The following is a 17,711-nucleotide window of genomic DNA, read 5'->3' as shown; positions in this document are numbered from 1 at the left end:
ATAAAGAGCAGGTAAATATGAATGAAGAACTTAAAGTGTTTAAGAAAGTAGAGGTTGCCATGAAGAAACTTTTTTCTTACAAACTTAGCTTTTTTGTGCTGGCTGTTATACTGTTTTGGGCAAAAACGTATTTATCCTACAAGACTGAGTTTAATCTTGGGGTAAAAGGCACAACTCAGGAGATCCTCCTGATATTTAACCCATTCTCAAGCGCCGTCTTCTTTTTAGGACTGGCTTTGCTGGCGAAAGGGCGTAAATCAGCCATTATTATGCTGATTATCGATTTCTTGATGACATTTGTGTTATATGCAAATATTTTATTCTATCGTTTCTTTGACGATTTCTTGACGTTCCCGAACATTAAACAGTCCGGAAACGTTGGAAACATGGGAGACGGGATTTTCAGTATCATGGCCGGTCATGATATTTTCTATTTCTTAGATATTATCATTTTGATTGCGGTATTGATCTGGAGACCTGAATTAAAAGAATACAAAATGAAAAAACGCTTTGCATCTTTAGTGATCCTTTCTGGGATCGCACTGTTTTTCATCAACCTGCACTATGCGGAAAAAGACCGTCCGCAGCTGCTGACAAGAACGTTTGACCGCAATTATATTGTGAAATATTTAGGCTTATACAACTACACCATTTATGACGGTGTACAGACGGCTCAAACAGAAACGCAACGGGCCTATGCAAGCAGCGATGATTTAACAAGCGTCGAGAATTACACGACGTCTCATTATGCGAAACCGAACGCCGAGTACTTCGGCTCTGCCAAAGGCAAAAATATCATTAAAATTCACCTCGAAAGCTTCCAGTCATTCCTGATTGACTACAAGCTAAACGGTGAAGAGGTGACGCCTTTCTTAAATAAACTTGCGCACGGCGGTGAAGATGTGACGTATTTTGATAACTTCTTCCATCAGACAGGCCAGGGAAAAACATCTGATGCCGAGCTGACAATGGATAACTCGATCTTCGGTCTTCCTGAAGGCTCCGCGTTTGTGACGAAAGGCGAAAACACTTACCAGTCGCTTCCTGCGATTTTAGACCAGAAGGAAGGCTATACAAGCGCCGTCCTGCATGGTGATTACAAATCGTTCTGGAACCGTGACCAGATTTACAAACATATCGGATATGACAAGTTCTTCGACGCAAGCACGTATGATATGTCAGATGAAAATGTGATTAATATGGGGCTTAAGGATAAGCCGTTCTTTACAGAATCGATTCCAAAGCTTGAATCTCTTAAACAGCCATTTTATGCGCATTTGATTACATTGACAAACCATTATCCGTTTAACCTTGATGAAAAAGACGCGTCTCTTAAAAAAGCGACAACAGGCGATAACACAGTTGACAGCTACTTCCAGACAGCGCGTTACCTTGACGAAGCGCTTGAGCAATTCTTCAAGGAGCTGAAGGAAGCCGGCCTGTATGACAACTCAGTCATCATGATTTACGGTGACCATAACGGTATTTCTGAAAACCATAACCGAGCGATGAAAGAGATTCTTGGAAAAGAGATCACAGATTATCAAAACGCACAGAACCAGCGTGTGCCGCTGATGATCCGCGTTCCTGGCAAAAAAGGCGGAGTGAACCATACGTATGGCGGCGAAATTGACGTTATGCCGACACTTCTGCACTTAGAAGGAATTGATTCTCAGAAATATATCAACTTTGGTACTGATTTATTCTCTAAAGACCACGACGATACGGTGGCATTCAGAAACGGAGACTTCGTAACGCCGAAGTACACATCAGTCGACAATATCATTTACGATACGAAGACAGGTGAAAAACTGAAAGCGAATGAAGAAACGAAGAATCTGAAAACAAGAGTGACCCAGCAGCTGAGTCTTTCAGACAGTGTCCTGTACAAAGACTTGCTGAGATTCCATAAACTAAGTGATTTCACAGCCGTTGATCCGTCTGACTATCATTACGGCAAGGAAAAAGAAATCAAATAAAGATGAGAAAGAGCCTTGAGCGGGCGCATTGCCTTCGCTGAAGGCTCTTTTTTTTGGTTACATAACCAACTTCAAAAAATAGATTCTATTTGGTCACCAAGGCCGTCTTTCTCTCATATCATTACAGTAGATTTTGAAACCGGATTGAAATCGGACAAATTATCGGGGAAATGCCTTGATAGATTGTGAAGATGTACCAGGTTTCGAACTCAATATTCATAGAGATGAGGGGTAGAGATGAAAGCGGTCATTCTCTGCGGCGGAAAAGGAACGAGAATGAGTGAAGTCACGAATGACATTCCTAAACCGCTCGCCATGATAGGCGGCAAACCGATTCTATGGCATATTATGAAAATTTATCAGTACTACGGAGTAAACGAGTTTATTCTGCTTTTGGGCTATAAAGGAGAAAAAATCAAGGAATACTTTCTCGACTATGAATGGAAGCACAACAGCCTGACACTCGACAGCTCTACGGGAGAGGTACAGATGCTGGGGCAGCCTGAAACGTGGAAAATTACGTTTTTGGAGACTGGGGAAGATACGCTGACAGCCGGAAGAATCTTGCAGGCGAAAGACTATATCGGTGATGAAACATTTCTGCTTACCTATGGGGACGGGCTGGCCAATATCAATCTTTTCCATCTCATCAGCTATCATCAGACAAAAGGTGCTGCCGCGACTGTCACCGGCATTGACAAAGTCTCGCAGTTTGGCACCTTGACGGTTGAGGACGGCATGGCGAAAACATTTTCTGAGAAGACATCAAGTGACGGAATCATCAACGGCGGATTCTTCGTTCTCAGTCCAAAGGTTTTCGATTATTTGCCGAAGGACGGAAACACGATGTTCGAAGATGAACCGCTGAAGAACCTTGCCAAAGACGGAGAGCTTGCTGTGTACCGCCATTACGGATTTTGGACGGCCATTGATACGTATAAAAATCTCTTAGAAGTCAACAAAATGTGGAATCAAGGACAACAAGTATGGAAGGTATGGTGAATCGATTTGAGTTTCTGGAAAAATAAAAACGTATTTGTCACGGGATGCACAGGTCTTTTAGGAAGCTATTTGGTGAAAGAGCTGATTGAACAGGGCGCAAACGTTACGGGGCTTGTCAGGGATCATGTGCCTCAATCCAATCTTTATCAGGGAGAACATATCAAGAAAATGAACATCGTGCGGGGCTCTCTTGAGGACTTGGCTGTGATTGAACGCGCGCTTGGCGAGTATGAGATCGACACTGTCTTTCATCTTGCTGCACAAGCGATTGTCGGCGTGGCAAACCGCAACCCGATTTCTACCTTTGAAGCGAATATCCTCGGCACATGGAATATTCTCGAAGCCTGCCGCAAGCATCCGTTAATTAAGCGGGTCATTGTCGCTTCAAGTGATAAAGCTTACGGCGATCAAGAAAACCTTCCATACGATGAAAACATGCCGCTGCAAGGCAAGCACCCGTACGACGTCTCAAAAAGCTGCGCAGATCTGATCAGCCACACCTATTTTCACACGTACGGGCTTCCGGTCTGCATTACGCGCTGCGGAAACTTATACGGCGGCGGAGATTTGAACTTCAACCGCATCATTCCTCAGACGATTCAGCTTGTGCTGAACGGGGAAGCGCCGGAAATCCGAAGCGACGGCACATTTGTACGGGACTACTTCTATATTGAAGACGCCGTTCAGGCTTATCTGCTTCTTGCAGAAAAAATGGAAGAAAACAATCTTGCCGGAGAGGCCTTTAACTTCAGCAATGAGATCCAGCTGACCGTACTTGAACTGGTAGAGAAAATATTAAAGAAAATGAACAGTAATCTGAAACCTAAGGTGCTGAATCAGGGAAGCAATGAAATCAAACATCAATATTTATCCGCGGAAAAAGCAAGAAAGCTGCTGAATTGGACACCGGCCTACACTATTGATGAGGGACTTGAAAAAACGATTGAGTGGTATACGGAATTCTTCAAAAAGTAATGTGAAACGAGGTGAACAAGACTGTGACCAGCGCGTATTGCACCGTTTTATCAAAAGGAAGATTATATCAGGCAGTCGCTTTGTTTAAGTCGTTAGAGCAAGTTGATCAAGACAGTCCCATTTTTATACTTTGCATGGATGAAGATACGCACCGCGTGTTACAGAAGCTGAAGATGAAGCAGCTGAACCTTGTGCCGGTGGCCGCTCTTGAAAATGAATTGCTGCTGAAGCTGAAGGAAACTAGAGATCAAAGTGAGTATTGCTGGACGATGAAGCCGATCTTTCTGCAAGCTGTGCTGAACAGCAATCCTGAGCTGGAGCGTGTGACGTATATTGACGGGGATCTCTTTTTCTATGCAGATCCATCGCCGATTTTTGAAAACCAGCCGGACTGCTCGGTGCTGCTTTCACGGGGGGATATTGTAATCCCTTCTTTTGAGAAAGAGCAGATTGACATGCTGCAGCGTCTTTTAGGCAGATATAATTCAGGGTTTATCAGCTTCAAGCATGATGATGCAGGCACGGATTGCTTGGAGTGGTGGAAGGAACGCTGTCTTGAGGAATGCAAAAATGCACCGGGTGAAGGAAAATTCGGTGATCAGGGCTATTTGGATTATATGTCTGAGCTGTTTCCGAATGTGTGTGACATTACAACACCCGGCGTGAACATCGGGCATTGGAATTATGGGCAGCATACGTTTTCCTGGAAAGATGGCCGGATCGTGCTGGAGGATGGCAGTCCGCTGATCTTTTATCATTTCAGCGGATACCGAATCGTCAGCATCAATGAAATCAAACAGATTCATGAAACAACCCGCACAGATCTGCCGTTTGTGCATGAACTGTATCAAGAGACACTGCCGCATATCATTCAGCACATGAAAACGTTAGACCCTGAATTTAACGGTTTTGCTTCAAAAGATGACAACAAATAAATGAGTAAATACAGGAAGTGAAAATGAAGTGAAAGCAAGCGTTATTATTCCTGCATATAATTCGAAGGAGCGTCTTTACAACAGCCTTCTGTCATTAAACCAGCAGGAGTGCGATGAAGAATTCGAAGTCATTGTAGCGGACAATGGCTCTGAGGACGGGACGCTCTCGATGCTTGAGTCATTTCAAGCGGAATTTCCGCTGATCTTTACACGGATTAAAGAAAACAGGGGCATTGCGTACGGACGAAATCAGGCGCTTCGCAATGCCAGAGGAGACATCCTGATTTTCCATGACAGCGATATGCTTGCGGCAAAGGACCTTGTGGCAAAACATATTAAAGCCCATGAGAACGAAGAGAATCTCGTCGTGTGCGGGTTGTTTTGGAAACGGATCTACAGTTTTTATTATGAACGGTTTGAAGAAGAACATAAGGAACAGCTCGCAAAGCTCACAGGTGAAATGCCGAAGAAAGACAAACAAAAGCTGCTGGAGGAAGCGGACATCAAAAACGGAAGCTTTCTTGATAAAAGCTTTGACCTCGATACTGACTTTATAGACGTGCTCAAGAAGATTTTAGATGAGTACGGCGATGACTTGAAAGGCTATCATATGCCATGGCGCTTTTTTATCACGAATAATTCCTCTGTGAAACGCAAGCATGTGGTTGACCTCGGTTTATTTGACGAAGGCATTGTGCGGTACGGGTTTGAGGATTATGACCTCGGGATCAGGCTTCATCAGGCCGGATTGACCTTCAGGCTTCGTCGCGATATTGTCAGTGTTCATCAGGAACATCCAAGCAATTGTAAGTCTGTAGACGATATTCGGGCAAACATTGCCTATATGTGCGATAAATACAATAACATCCGCTCCTTTGACGTTCATCTCGCTTTTAATGGGCCGTTCCCGCCTGACATGACGAACAGAATCATGGCTGATATTCAAAAGCTGCTGGAATCACAGAAATATGATATGCTGCTGAATCTGTTTCTTGAGCTTCTACATGTTGTTAAAGAGCGCAACATTGATCCGGATTGGAGAAAGAAATCCCCAAGGGTGACGGCGAAAAGCTTTGATTTACAAACTGTCCGCAAGCTTCTGCCGAAAGCGAAGAAAAAGCTAGGCGTGAACGATTTTGCCAACGCACTGTATGCGCTTGTCAACGATTTGCTGCACGTGGATCTTAGATCATTGGATGTGGTATAAGTGAGTACATTTCATTTTTCAACGATAGTGTCAAGGACACATATCTTTAAGCTCATGCCTATGATTCATTCTCTCCATGAGCATTGCGATGATTTTCATTTATATGTGCTGTGTGTCGACCAGAAAGCGTATGAATTGCTTCAGCATGTTCCATGGGAGCATGTCACCTTTGTGCAGCTGCATGAAATGGAAGACCCGGAGCTGCTGAAAGCGAAAAGCAACAGAACGTTTCATGAATATTGCTGGACGTTAAAGCCCGCCTTTTTGTTTCATGTGATGAGCAAGTGGGATGACGCTGAATACTTTGCCCATATGGATACGGATCTATTTTTCTTTTCTGATCCGGCACGTATTTTTGCAGAAAACCCAACGGCGTCTCTGTATTTGACTGATCATCGTAATTCGCCGCGCTTCATGTCCTACTACGACCGAACCGGACGCTTTAATACAGGCTTTGTCGGTGCCGGTAATACAAAGGAAGCATATGAAGCGGTGTGGCAGTGGAGACAGGACTGTATTGAATTTTGCACGGTCGAAATGGATACGGAACGAAAGACATATGGTGATCAAAGGTATGTGGAGAAATGGCCGGCGCAGTTTAAAGGTGTTCATGTTGTCAAATCAATAGGAGCCAATACAGCGCTTTGGAATATCGAAAACTATAAGGTCGGGCAAAAGGACGGCCGCGTGTATATAGATGAAACGCCGCTGATTTTCTATCATTTCTCTGGGTTTACACTGGTGACAGAAAAAGAGTTTAATCTTTGCTGGTACTACCGGATTGAAGACGAAGCGACAATTGAGATGATTTATATGCCGTATATATTAAATCTGAAAAGATGGATTGATGAAATACAGTCGGCGTTTCCGGACTTTGCGGATGGCTTTATCCCGAAGCACGCAGTGCCTGACACTCATTTTATCCAGCTGGATTAAAAAACCCCTGCCGCCTGGCAGGGGTTTTTTCAGCTATGCCATTCTCTCAGCTTCTGGTCACTCGGCAATAGGAAGGCAAGGATGCCGAGAACAGGGAGAAAGGCAATGGCGATCATCGTCGGGGTCAGTCCCGCGGCGTCAATCAGAGCGCCCAGCGCCACAGCGCCGATTGCGCCCATCCCGAAGGCAAGCCCGACGGTTAAACCGGACATTGTGCCGATTTTTCCAGGAACTAGCTCCTGTGCGTAGACGACCGTTACAGAAAAACTCGACATCAGAACCAAGCCAATCAATGCGAGCACGCCATAGGCGAGAACCGGGCCGGCAAATGGCAGCACAATCGCCAGCGGCGCCGAGCATAACAGCGAACCGAGGATAACGAAGCGTTTTCCAAAACGGTCTGCAAGCGGGCCGCCGAGAAACGTGCCGATTGCGCCGAACAGCAAGAAGACAAAAATATAGCTTTGTGCCTGCTGAATGCTTACGTGATAGGTATCCATCGCGTAAAACGTGTAAAAGTTACCGATCGCACTCGTATACCAAGAACGAGCAAAAATGAGAAATATAATAATAATAAGAGCAGATACAACAGATTTGGTGATGGCCGTGTTTTCAGCCGTTTTCTTTTGTTTGCCTGATTTCTGGGCAAGGCTGCCGAGACGTGAGGCGTACCATTTCGCAATATACATGAGAAACATAACAGCAAGCGCGGCGACAAGCGTGAACCAAACAGCGCCGAATTGCCCGAGCGGCACAAGAATCAGCGCGGTGATCAGCGGCGCCATCGCCTGGCCTGAGTTTCCGCCCACCTGATAAATCGACTGGGCGAGCCCGCGTTTTGTGCCGGCGGCCATATACGCCACACGGGAGCCCTCCGGATGGAAAATGGCCGAGCCTAATCCAATGAAAAACACACAGCATAAGATCGTTATGAATGACGGGGCAAATGCAAGGCCCAAAATGCCAAGCATGCTGGCGGTCAAACCGACTGGCAGCGCATACGGCCGCGGCCGTTTATCGGTATACCAGCCGACAACAGGCTGCATGACGGATGACACCATGTTTAATGTGAAAGCGATGATGCCGAGCTGTGTAAACGTCAGGCTCATGGAGCGTTCCAAAATAGGGAACATGGCCGGAATCACAGCTTGAAGCGAATCGTTGAGCATATGGCAGATTCCGATAATAATCAAAATCGGATACACCGTGGTGCCTGGTTTTTGAACTGTTTTTTCTTTTAACGGGGCGGCGATAGCCAATTGAGTCTCCTCCTTACATATATAACCAAAGCATACCACCATATTATTCATAAGGTGAAGAATTTATCAAGAGGAAAAAAGACTCTTATGAAAGAAACGCCGTCAGCCTGATTAGCAGCTGACGGTATTTTCGATATTCAAAATGTGATATAGCTCTTCAAGCTTACGAATCTCATAGGTTGGTATGATCTCTGGCACATTCGGCTTCATGTCAGGGTTCATCCAGCAAGTATCAAGCCCGGCGAGCTGTCCGCCTTTGATATCAGCAGTTAGTGAATCCCCGATGATTAATGTGTGCTCTGCTGAAAATTGAGGAATCCGTTCAAACACGTAATCGAAATATTCCTTCATCGGCTTTTGGAAGCCTGTGTCTTCAGAAACGAAAATGTCCTTGAAGAATGGAAATAATCCTGAATCACGGAGACGCTTATATTGTGTGTTAGACACGCCGTTTGTCACGATGTACAAATCAAACTGTTGCTGCAGATTTGAGATGAGATCAAATGCACCGTCAATAAGCTGATGTCCTTCTTCAAGAAAGCGGCGGTATTTTTGCTCAAGCAAGGCGCCGTCCGCCTCGTAACCGTACTCCTTGAGCAAAGCGGAAAAACGCGTGTTTACGACTTCATCCCGTGTCATCTTACCTTCTTCAAAGGCTCTCCAGAGACCTTGATTGATGGTTTTATACTGCGCCTTCATGTCATTTGTTAAAGGAATGTTCTGATCTTCAAACAGCAAACGCAGGGCTAAAGCTTCTGCCGCTTGAAAATCAAGGATGGTATCATCTACATCAAATAATAAAGTGCGGTATCGTTTCATCTGTGTGTCTCCCTTTCCTCATATGTATTCAAAGTATAGCACATAAAAAAAGGAAAAAGCCGGCGGGTGAGGCACCGCCGGCTAAAAAGAGATTATTTGTTTAATAAGCTGTGTTTTCTCGAATATAGGAAGTAAACCAGCGTTCCGACAGCGATCCAGATGACAAATGAAAGCCATGTGACGCCGGGAAGGCTGTACATGAACCAAATGCAGATGCCTGCGCTGATAATCGGCACAACCGGAACGAACGGCACTCTGAAGGACGCCTTGATTTCAGGATGTTTCTTTCTTAGCACAATGACAGCAATAGATATGACCGTAAACGCGGCAAGTGTTCCCATGTTCACCAGATGGGCCAGCGTTCCGAGGTTAATAAAGCCGGCGATTCCCGCTGCAACGATTCCTGTCAGCCATGTGTTGCGGAACGGGGTTTTAAATGACTGATGAACCTTTGCGAACAATCCAGGCAGAAGGCCGTCTCTGCTCATGGCAAATGTCAAACGAACCTGAGCGTACAGCAAAGCGAGCATCACCGTCGTAATCCCGATAATCGCACCGACAGAAATAATTCCGGCAACAGCGTCCTGTCCGACGAATTTCAGCGCAAAGGATACAGGATCTCCGACATTCAATTTGGCATAAGGCATCATGCCTGTCAGCACAAGCGATACCGCGATGTACAGAACCGTGCAGACAGCTAGAGCTGAAATAATGCCGACGGGCATGTTTTTTTGCGGATTTTTCACTTCCTCTGAAGCGTTAGAAACCGCGTCAAACCCAAGGTACGCGAAGAATACAGTGGCAGCGCTAAGAATGACGCCTTTCATCCCGAATGGCATAAAAGGAGACCAGTTGTCCGGTTTTACATAGCCGATGCCGACAATAATGAACAATAAAATGATCGCGATTTTCATCAGTACGATGACGTTGTTAAAGCGTGTGCTTTCCTTGACGCCTCTGCTGACAATCGCGGTGATGAGGAGAATGATCACCGCAGCCGGAAGATTAAATACGGCGCCCGCCGTGCTTCCCGGCGCTCCTGTCAGTGCAGCCGGAATATGAAGATTGAAGCCGGCAAGCAGTGATTGAAAGTATGAAGACCAGCCGGTGGCAACCGCCGACAGTGCAATGACATATTCAAGCATGAGATCCCATCCGATCAAAAAGGCGAGCAGCTCTCCAAGTGTCACGTATGAGTATGAGTATACGCTTCCCGAAATCGGAATTGAAGACGAAAACTCAGCATAACAGAAAGCAGCCAGCGCACAGGCGAGCCCCGCTAAAATAAACGATATGATGAGGGCGGGACCTGCACCGGTCGCTGCCACTGTTCCTGTAATGACAAAAATCCCTGTACCGATGACACAACCGATACCGAGCAAGGTTAAATCAAATGCGCTTAACGTACGGGCAAGGCTTTTTGACTTGCTCTGCGCACTCAATGTTTCAAGCGGTTTTTTTCTAAATAATGAACTCATCAAAAGTTCCTCCTGGAAATATTCAAAATATTCTAATCATTATATACAGTTCTTGTTGTATTATATTGTCGAAATTTGACGCAGTCAATAAAATATTTTTCTGCTTTAAATGATAGAAGCGAAACAGCGTTGTCGTATCATAGGATAGTAATTTTTACTAATCGTATATTCAATTTTATGCAAGATGAACCGATAGAAAAAATAGATTCGCCCATATTTTGATTTGCGGTTATAAAGGAGATGCTGACCATGTTTCAATATGAAGAGTTGAATAAACAGTTTATCGGCGGGAAATGGCAGGAGGGCAGCAGCCCAAATGTATTGGAAAACAAAAATCCTTATACTCAAAAAACATTCACAACATTCCGTAAAGCGACTGCTGACGATGTAGATGAAGCGTATCGGGCAGCGGCGCTGGCAAAGAAAAAATGGGATGCGGTCAACCCGTTTGAGAAAAGAACCATTTTAGAAAAAGCCGTCACGTATATTGAAGAAAATGAAGAAGCCATTATTTATTTGATTATGGAGGAGCTAGGCGGTACAAGGCTCAAAGCGGCTTTTGAAATCGGACTTGTCAAAAACATCATGAAAGAAGCGGCAACGTTCCCAATTCGCATGGAGGGGAAAATTCTTCCGTCCACAATAGATGGCAAGGAAAACAGATTATATCGCGTGCCGGCAGGCGTTGTCGGTGTCATCAGTCCGTTTAACTTCCCATTCTTTTTATCTATGAAATCAGTGGCGCCTGCACTCGGAGCCGGCAATGGCGTTGTGCTAAAGCCGCATGAGGAAACGCCGATTTGCGGCGGAACGCTGATTGCGAAAATTTTTGAGAACGCGGGAATTCCAGCGGGGCTGCTGAATGTTGTTGTCACAGACATTGCTGAAATCGGCGACAGCTTCGTTGAGCATCCAGTGCCGCGGATCATCTCATTTACCGGTTCTACGAAAGTCGGCAGCTACATCGGACAGCTTGCGATGAAGCATTTTAAAAAGCCGCTTCTTGAGCTTGGCGGGAACAGCGCCTTCATCGTACTTGAGGATGCAGATATAGAATATGCGGTCAATGCGGCGGTGTTCAGCCGATTTACACATCAAGGACAGATTTGCATGTCAGCCAACCGCGTGCTTGTTCATTCTTCTATTTATGACAAGTTCCTTGAGCTGTACCAGGCAAAAGTGGAATCGCTGAAAGTCGGTGACCCAATGGACCCTGATACGATTATCGGGCCATTAATCAACAGCAGACAGACGGACGGACTGATGAAGACTGTTGAGCAAGCAATTGAAGAAGGCGCTGTACCAGTGAAGCTTGGCGGATTTAACGGGACGATCGTGGAACCGACGATCTTAAAAGACGTCAAACCGTTCATGAGCATTGCCAAGGAAGAGCTGTTCGGACCGGTCGTCTCCTTTATGAAGTTTGATTCAGAAGACGAAGCGGTGGATATCGCAAACGAAACCCCGTTTGGCTTGAGCGGTGCCGTACACACGTCAAATCTTGAGCGCGGCGTGGCTTTTGCGAAACGCATTGAAACAGGCATGATTCACGTCAATGACACGACCATCAATGATGAACCGAATGTAGCCTTCGGCGGTGAAAAGCAATCAGGCCTCGGCCGTTTAAACGGTGAGTGGAGCCTCGAAGAATTTACAACGCTGAAATGGATCTCGGTCCAGCACGAAAAACGCAGATTCCCTTATTAATGAAAAGGAGTGAATGGAATTGACCATAAACACGGAAAAAGAAACCGCAGATATTCTGGACGCATTTATCAAAGTAGCCCCTTATTTAAACAGCCTGGTTCAGGATGATATTACAATCGGCATTTATGATACGGAAAAACTGCTCGTGAATATACCGGCCAAAACCTTTTCGCTGAACGTAAAAGCCGGCGATCCGCTGCAGGAAGGGGATATCATCACAGATGCCATCCGCAGCAATCAGAAGAAGACGAGCATGGTTCCGAAAGAATTGTTCGGCTTCCCATTGATCGCGCGTGCCATCCCGCTGCACGACGAGAATGGAAGAGTCATTGGAGGTGTCGGCCTCGGAACGAGCCTTGAGGAGTCGTCAAAGCTGCATGATGTGGCGGAAAGCTTATCAGCTGTCGTTGAACAAACAGCCGCGGCTATTTCCGACATTTCTGAATCAATTAACGGGTTTTCAACTCAAATGTCGGGCATTTCCTCTCAGGCGAAAAAAGTAAGCGAAAGCGCCGGTGAAATCGCCGATATTTCAGTAACTGTTAAAGGCATCTCTGACCAAAGCAATCTGCTCGGCTTGAATGCCGCGATCGAAGCGGCAAGAGCAGGGGAGTCCGGAAAAGGCTTCTCTGTCGTCGCAGATGAGATCAGAAAGCTAGCAACGCATTCAAAAGAAAATGTCGGCCAAATTGACCAGATTACGAAAAAAATCCACAGCCTGCTGAAAGGGCTCGAGGAATCCATTGAGTCGATTAACCAGCATACAGACGGACAAGCCGCTGCCGTTGAACAAATTTCCGCCACAATGCAGGAGATTTCAGGAAGCGCGCAGCATCTTGCAAAAATGGCCGAAAAAGCGCTTGAGGAAGAGTAAGAGACCGGGGACAAACATCCCCGGTCTTTTTCTTATCCTGCATTTCCATGAAATTCGTCTGACGTTTTACTAGTTTTATTCCAGCGGCTGATTTAAAATGTACACATGAACTTACGTGAGGATTGATAGGAACCATGAGCATATTAAAAGCGGAAAATCTTTATAAAACATACGGAGATAAAACATTATTTGACCATATCTCCTTTCATATTGAAGAGAATGAGAGAATCGGATTAATCGGGCCGAACGGAACAGGAAAATCAACGCTGCTGAAAGTGATTTCCGGCTTGGAATCTATCGAAGAAGGAGAAATCACGAAATCTGGAAGCGTGCAGGTCGAATTTCTTCATCAAGACCCGGAGCTGCCTGCGGGGCAAACAGTGCTGGAGCATATCTATTCCGGTGAATCGGCTGTGATGAAAACCTTGCGTGAATATGAAAAAGCGCTGTATGAACTGGGGAAAGATCCCGAAAATGAACAGCGCCAGAAACACCTGCTGGCAGCACAAGCGAAAATGGACGCAAACAATGCATGGGATGCAAACACCTTGGCAAAAACCGTATTGTCTAAGCTGGGCGTCAACGACGTAACAAAACCGGTCAATGAGCTCTCAGGCGGCCAGAAAAAACGGGTAGCCATTGCCAAAAACTTAATTCAGCCCGCTGATCTGCTCATTTTGGACGAGCCGACAAACCATTTGGATAATGAAACGATTGAGTGGCTTGAAGGGTATTTAAGCCAATATCCCGGCGCCGTCATGCTGGTGACGCACGATAGATATTTCTTAAACCGTGTCACCAACCGCATTTATGAGCTTGAAAGAGGCAGCCTCTACACGTACAAAGGCAACTATGAAGTGTTTTTAGAAAAACGCGCGGAACGGGAAGCGCAGGCTGAGCAAAAGGAAACGAAGCGGCAAAACCTGCTGCGCCGCGAACTGGCTTGGCTCAGACGAGGAGCGAAAGCCCGCTCAACAAAACAAAAAGCGAGAATTGACCGGGTAGAGTCGCTTAAAGAGCAGAAAGGCCCTCAGTCATCAGGTTCACTCGATTTTGCCATTGGCTCGCACCGTCTCGGAAAACAAGTTATTGAAGCGGAGAACGTCATGATCGCTTATGACGGCCGCATGCTCGTCGACCGTTTTAATGAACTTGTCATACCAGGTGAACGGATCGGGATCATCGGGCCAAACGGCATCGGGAAAACAACGCTGTTAAATGCCCTTGCCGGCCGTCATACACCGGACGGAGGCGATATTACGATCGGACAGACGGTCAGAATCGGCTACTATACTCAGGATCATAGTGAAATGAACGGTGAGTTAAAGGTCATTGACTATATAAAAGAAACGGCGGAGGTCGTAAAAACGGCAGATGGCGATATGATTACAGCTGAACAAATGCTCGAGCGTTTCCTCTTCCCGCGTTCGATGCAGCAGACGTATATCCGCAAGCTGTCCGGCGGGGAAAAACGCCGTTTATACTTGCTTCAGGTTCTCATGCAGGAGCCGAATGTCCTGTTTCTCGATGAGCCGACGAATGATTTGGATACTGAAACATTAAGCGTTCTTGAGGATTATATTGACCAGTTCCCTGGCGTCGTCATCACCGTATCCCATGACCGCTATTTCCTTGACCGCGTCGTCGACCGTTTGATTGTATTTGAAGGAAATGGCGTCATTTCCCGCTTTCAAGGCTCCTACAGCGACTATATGGAGGAGTCAAAAGCGAAAAAAGCGGCCCCAAAACCGGCAGCTGAGGAAAAAACGGCTGAAGCCGAGCCGAAGAAAAAACGGAAAAAGCTTTCTTACAAAGACCAGCTGGAATGGGACGGCATCGAAGATAAAATTGCCCAGCTGGAAGAAAAGCATGAACAGCTCGAAGCTGACATCGCCGCAGCAGGCAGTGATTTTGGCAAAATCCAAGAGCTGATGGCCGAGCAGGCGAAAACTGCGGAAGAACTTGAGGCTGCGATGGACCGCTGGACAGAATTGTCCCTCATGATTGAAGAACTGGAAAGCTAAAAAGCGTGGCCGCAGCAGGCCGCGCTTTTTTTCACATAATGGACAAAAACGAATCGGCCTGCTTATGTTAGGATAAAATTGTGTGTCAGCGGCACATGGAAAACTAACGGAGATGATGAAGTATGACATGGGCGATCGTGATGTTAATTCTCATGAGTCTGGTGAAAATCGTATTAACCTGTCTTCCTACAGGCGTCATAGAATGGCTGCTCGGCAAATTTGAAGTGCACGCCAAGCTGAGTGACGAAAATGCGAGTCTCTCTCTAGATGGAAAACGCCTCGAGGGTGCAGAGAAGCAGAAAGTGATTGATCAATTTAACGAAGCTATCTTCCTGGAAAAATATTATATCTATCCAGGTGATGAAGAGCGTTATTTACATCCGGAAAATGGCGGCACGCCGCTGGTGATAGATACAAAAAAAGGAAAAAAAGACGTGAAGCTGTTCGTGTACCGCTACGACGACCATATCGACGTCGTGAAACAGTACAAGAAGAAAGTGATCGCGTATCGAGTGCTTTCTGAAAGCCTTCAAAAAGAGTCTCTGTCAGTGGCGGGAAGTTTAGCTTAAACAGGAAAGTGAAAGACGGGTGCTTTATGCTGCTCGTCTTTTTTATTGTTTTTTAAAACTTAACGTTTACGTTAAGGTTCAAAAGGTGTATAATGGTAACAGAAACGGCGAAGGGGGATTTACCTTGGAATGGATGAAGATTGATCAAGTGGCCAAAAGAAGCGGACTGACAAAGCGGACCATCCGGTTTTATGAAGAAATCGGCTTGATTCCGGCGCCGAAACGGACAGACGGCGGTGTAAGGCTTTATTCAGAGGATGATATGGAGGAGCTTGAGAAAGTCATCAGCACAAAAGAGGTGCTCGGTTTTTCCCTTCAGGAGCTTCAGCATTTCATGGAAACCAGCCGCCAGCTAGAGTTAAACAAAGAGGGGTATTTGTTGTCACTGGATCCTAAGGAACGGAAAGAAAAACTGGAGGAAATTCAGGAAACCCTGAATCACCAGCTGAGTTTGATTGATGAGAAAATCCGCACATTCCAAAGCTTTAAAGAACGCCTGCAAGGCATGAAAAATAAAGCGGAACGCGCCATTCAATCAATCGAATGAAAAGTTTGTTAAACGCTATTTTTGTAGCGTTTCTTTTAATGGAATAAAGATGGAGGTCAGGTCAAATGGATAAGACAACACAAGTGAATCAGAAAACAGGCTTGCTCAGCCAGCCAAAAGCGGTATGGGCTGTCGCGTTTGCCTGTGTGATTTCTTTTATGGGAATCGGGCTGGTCGATCCAATTCTTCCGGCCATTGCCGCACAATTACATGCTTCACCTAGTGAAGTATCACTCTTGTTTACAAGTTATTTGCTTGTAACCGGATTTATGATGTTTTTCTCAGGAGCCATTTCCAGCCGCATCGGCGCGAAATGGACGTTAATTCTCGGACTTATTTTTATTATTGTATTTGCGGGGCTTGGCGGCAGCTCAAGCTCAATCGCTCAGTTAGTCGGCTATCGCGGCGGCTGGGGATTAGGGAATGCTTTGTTTATTTCAACAGCGCTTGCGGTCATCGTCGGCGTGTCAGTCGGCGGCAGCGCCCAAGCGATTATTTTGTATGAGGCCGCGCTTGGTCTAGGGATTTCTGTCGGGCCGCTTGCAGGCGGAGAGCTCGGAAGCATTTCATGGCGCGCACCGTTTTTCGGAGTATCTGTCCTGATGTTTATTGCGTTAATCGCGATTTCTTTCATGCTTCCGAAGCTGCCGAAACCGGCAAAACGCGTCGGTGTGTTTGATGCGATGAAGGCGCTCAAATATAAAGGCCTTTTAACAATGGCGGTATCGGCATTCTTATACAACTTTGGATTTTTTATTTTGCTTGCTTATTCTCCGTTCGTTCTGGATTTAGATGAACACGGTCTTGGATATGTCTTCTTCGGCTGGGGCCTTCTGCTGGCGATTACGTCAGTCTTTACGGCGCCGCTCGTGCACAAAGCGCTGGGCACAGTGCGTTCGCTCGTCATTCTCTTTATCGCCTTTGCGGCCATTCTCGTTATTATGGGGATCTGGACAGACCATCAGACTTTGATTATTACATGTATCGTTGTCGCTGGTGCTGTCCTCGGTATGGTGAATACGATCATGACAACCGCTGTGATGGGTTCTGCGCCGGTTGAACGTTCAATCGCGTCTTCAGCCTACAGCTCAGTCCGCTTCATCGGCGGCGCGCTCGCCCCGTGGATTGCAGGAATGCTGTCAGAACACTTTACTGCAAGCACACCATATACAGTAGGCGGAATCGTCGTTTTTGTCGGCATGCTTGTCCTTCTCATGGGACGTAAACATCTTGCTGGAATTAAGGCGGGGCATTAATAACGAAAGACACTGCACAGATGCAGTGTCTTTTTTTAAGTTGCTAAATCTACTTATCATAATAGTGTTATAGTATATTCTCGTTTATTTTAGGGGACTAAGAGGACTATTCATCGCGTTGAGTTCCCTGAAGAGATAGGTTGT

Annotated in this window: 15 protein-coding genes; 12 read left to right on the top strand and 3 right to left on the bottom strand. The window is 46.0% G+C overall.

The window, feature by feature from the left end; translation table 11 throughout:
• Positions 1–59: 59 nt before the first annotated feature.
• The 6 genes from ltaS1 to AC07VD_RS19270 all read left to right on the top strand — a co-directional run bounded on the left by ltaS1 (position 60) and on the right by AC07VD_RS19270 (position 7,034).
• Positions 60–1,979, top strand: coding sequence for a lipoteichoic acid synthase LtaS1 (gene ltaS1 / locus AC07VD_RS19295; protein WP_024572622.1), 1,920 nt, complete (start codon positions 60–62; stop codon positions 1,977–1,979).
• 237 nt (positions 1,980–2,216) lie between these two features.
• A complete protein-coding gene (locus AC07VD_RS19290) occupies positions 2,217–2,981 on the top strand; it encodes a glucose-1-phosphate cytidylyltransferase (protein ID WP_014479136.1) in 765 nt (254 codons plus the stop codon).
• A gap of 6 nt (positions 2,982–2,987) precedes the next feature.
• Positions 2,988–3,956, top strand: a complete 969-nt coding sequence (locus AC07VD_RS19285) for a GDP-mannose 4,6-dehydratase (protein ID WP_003244102.1) — start codon at positions 2,988–2,990, stop codon at positions 3,954–3,956.
• Positions 3,957–3,979: 23 nt separating this feature from the next.
• The gene (locus tag AC07VD_RS19280) at positions 3,980–4,891 is read left to right on the top strand and encodes a putative nucleotide-diphospho-sugar transferase (protein WP_017695588.1); all 912 of its coding nucleotides are present in this window, start codon (positions 3,980–3,982) and stop codon (positions 4,889–4,891) included.
• A gap of 28 nt (positions 4,892–4,919) precedes the next feature.
• Positions 4,920–6,098: a glycosyltransferase family 2 protein gene (locus AC07VD_RS19275; protein WP_285300151.1), complete on the top strand. Its 1,179-nt coding sequence runs from the start codon at positions 4,920–4,922 to the stop codon at positions 6,096–6,098.
• Positions 6,099–7,034, top strand: coding sequence for a putative nucleotide-diphospho-sugar transferase (locus AC07VD_RS19270; protein WP_015482937.1), 936 nt, complete (start codon positions 6,099–6,101; stop codon positions 7,032–7,034).
• A gap of 29 nt (positions 7,035–7,063) precedes the next feature.
• Here the strand turns inward: AC07VD_RS19270 and AC07VD_RS19265 are convergent, their stop codons facing one another.
• The 3 genes from AC07VD_RS19265 to bcaP form a co-directional block, all read right to left on the bottom strand.
• Positions 7,064–8,293, bottom strand: coding sequence for an MFS transporter (locus AC07VD_RS19265; RefSeq protein ID WP_003243467.1), 1,230 nt, complete (start codon positions 8,291–8,293; stop codon positions 7,064–7,066).
• A 111-nt stretch (positions 8,294–8,404) separates the two neighbouring features.
• Positions 8,405–9,112: a YjjG family noncanonical pyrimidine nucleotidase gene (locus AC07VD_RS19260; RefSeq protein WP_014476102.1), complete on the bottom strand. Its 708-nt coding sequence runs from the start codon at positions 9,110–9,112 to the stop codon at positions 8,405–8,407.
• A gap of 92 nt (positions 9,113–9,204) precedes the next feature.
• The gene (bcaP, locus tag AC07VD_RS19255; protein WP_494721941.1) at positions 9,205–10,590 is read right to left on the bottom strand and encodes a branched-chain amino acid transporter BcaP; all 1,386 of its coding nucleotides are present in this window, start codon (positions 10,588–10,590) and stop codon (positions 9,205–9,207) included.
• Between the two features lie 249 nt (positions 10,591–10,839).
• Between bcaP and yfmT the strand changes: the two genes are divergently transcribed.
• From yfmT to AC07VD_RS19225, 6 genes are all read left to right on the top strand, one after another.
• On the top strand, positions 10,840–12,297 hold the full coding sequence (yfmT, locus tag AC07VD_RS19250) for a benzaldehyde dehydrogenase (protein WP_086343559.1): 1,458 nt from the start codon (positions 10,840–10,842) through the stop codon (positions 12,295–12,297).
• Positions 12,298–12,310: 13 nt separating this feature from the next.
• Positions 12,311–13,171: a methyl-accepting chemotaxis protein gene (locus AC07VD_RS19245; RefSeq protein ID WP_003233767.1), complete on the top strand. Its 861-nt coding sequence runs from the start codon at positions 12,311–12,313 to the stop codon at positions 13,169–13,171.
• 134 nt (positions 13,172–13,305) lie between these two features.
• On the top strand, positions 13,306–15,195 hold the full coding sequence (locus AC07VD_RS19240) for an ABC-F family ATP-binding cassette domain-containing protein (protein ID WP_494721940.1): 1,890 nt from the start codon (positions 13,306–13,308) through the stop codon (positions 15,193–15,195).
• Positions 15,196–15,317: 122 nt separating this feature from the next.
• Positions 15,318–15,764, top strand: a complete 447-nt coding sequence (locus tag AC07VD_RS19235) for a YfmQ family protein (RefSeq protein WP_003243426.1) — start codon at positions 15,318–15,320, stop codon at positions 15,762–15,764.
• Between the two features lie 124 nt (positions 15,765–15,888).
• Positions 15,889–16,311: a MerR family transcriptional regulator gene (locus tag AC07VD_RS19230; RefSeq protein ID WP_043857940.1), complete on the top strand. Its 423-nt coding sequence runs from the start codon at positions 15,889–15,891 to the stop codon at positions 16,309–16,311.
• Positions 16,312–16,376: 65 nt separating this feature from the next.
• Positions 16,377–17,567 (top strand): MFS transporter, encoded by a 1,191-nt coding sequence (locus AC07VD_RS19225; RefSeq protein WP_085187077.1) that lies wholly within the window; start codon positions 16,377–16,379, stop codon positions 17,565–17,567.
• Positions 17,568–17,711 lie beyond the last annotated feature (144 nt).

The organism is Bacillus sp. GW821-FHT01G09 (assembly GCF_059422205.1).
This window is presented reverse-complemented; position numbering and strand designations above follow the sequence as displayed.

Excerpts from the sequence above, each read along its gene's own strand:
- AC07VD_RS19225 (WP_085187077.1), top strand. The coding sequence starts at position 16,377 with ATGGATAAGACAACACAAGTGAATCAGAAAACAGGCTTGCTCAGCCAG.
- AC07VD_RS19235 (WP_003243426.1), top strand. The coding sequence starts at position 15,318 with ATGACATGGGCGATCGTGATGTTAATTCTCATGAGTCTGGTGAAAATC.
- AC07VD_RS19240 (WP_494721940.1), top strand. The coding sequence starts at position 13,306 with ATGAGCATATTAAAAGCGGAAAATCTTTATAAAACATACGGAGATAAA.
- AC07VD_RS19245 (WP_003233767.1), top strand. The coding sequence starts at position 12,311 with ATGGAATTGACCATAAACACGGAAAAAGAAACCGCAGATATTCTGGAC.
- ltaS1 (WP_024572622.1), top strand. The coding sequence starts at position 60 with ATGAAGAAACTTTTTTCTTACAAACTTAGCTTTTTTGTGCTGGCTGTT.
- bcaP (WP_494721941.1), bottom strand. The coding sequence starts at position 10,590 with ATGAGTTCATTATTTAGAAAAAAACCGCTTGAAACATTGAGTGCGCAG.
- yfmT (WP_086343559.1), top strand. The coding sequence starts at position 10,840 with ATGTTTCAATATGAAGAGTTGAATAAACAGTTTATCGGCGGGAAATGG.
- AC07VD_RS19260 (WP_014476102.1), bottom strand. The coding sequence starts at position 9,112 with ATGAAACGATACCGCACTTTATTATTTGATGTAGATGATACCATCCTT.
- AC07VD_RS19290 (WP_014479136.1), top strand. The coding sequence starts at position 2,217 with ATGAAAGCGGTCATTCTCTGCGGCGGAAAAGGAACGAGAATGAGTGAA.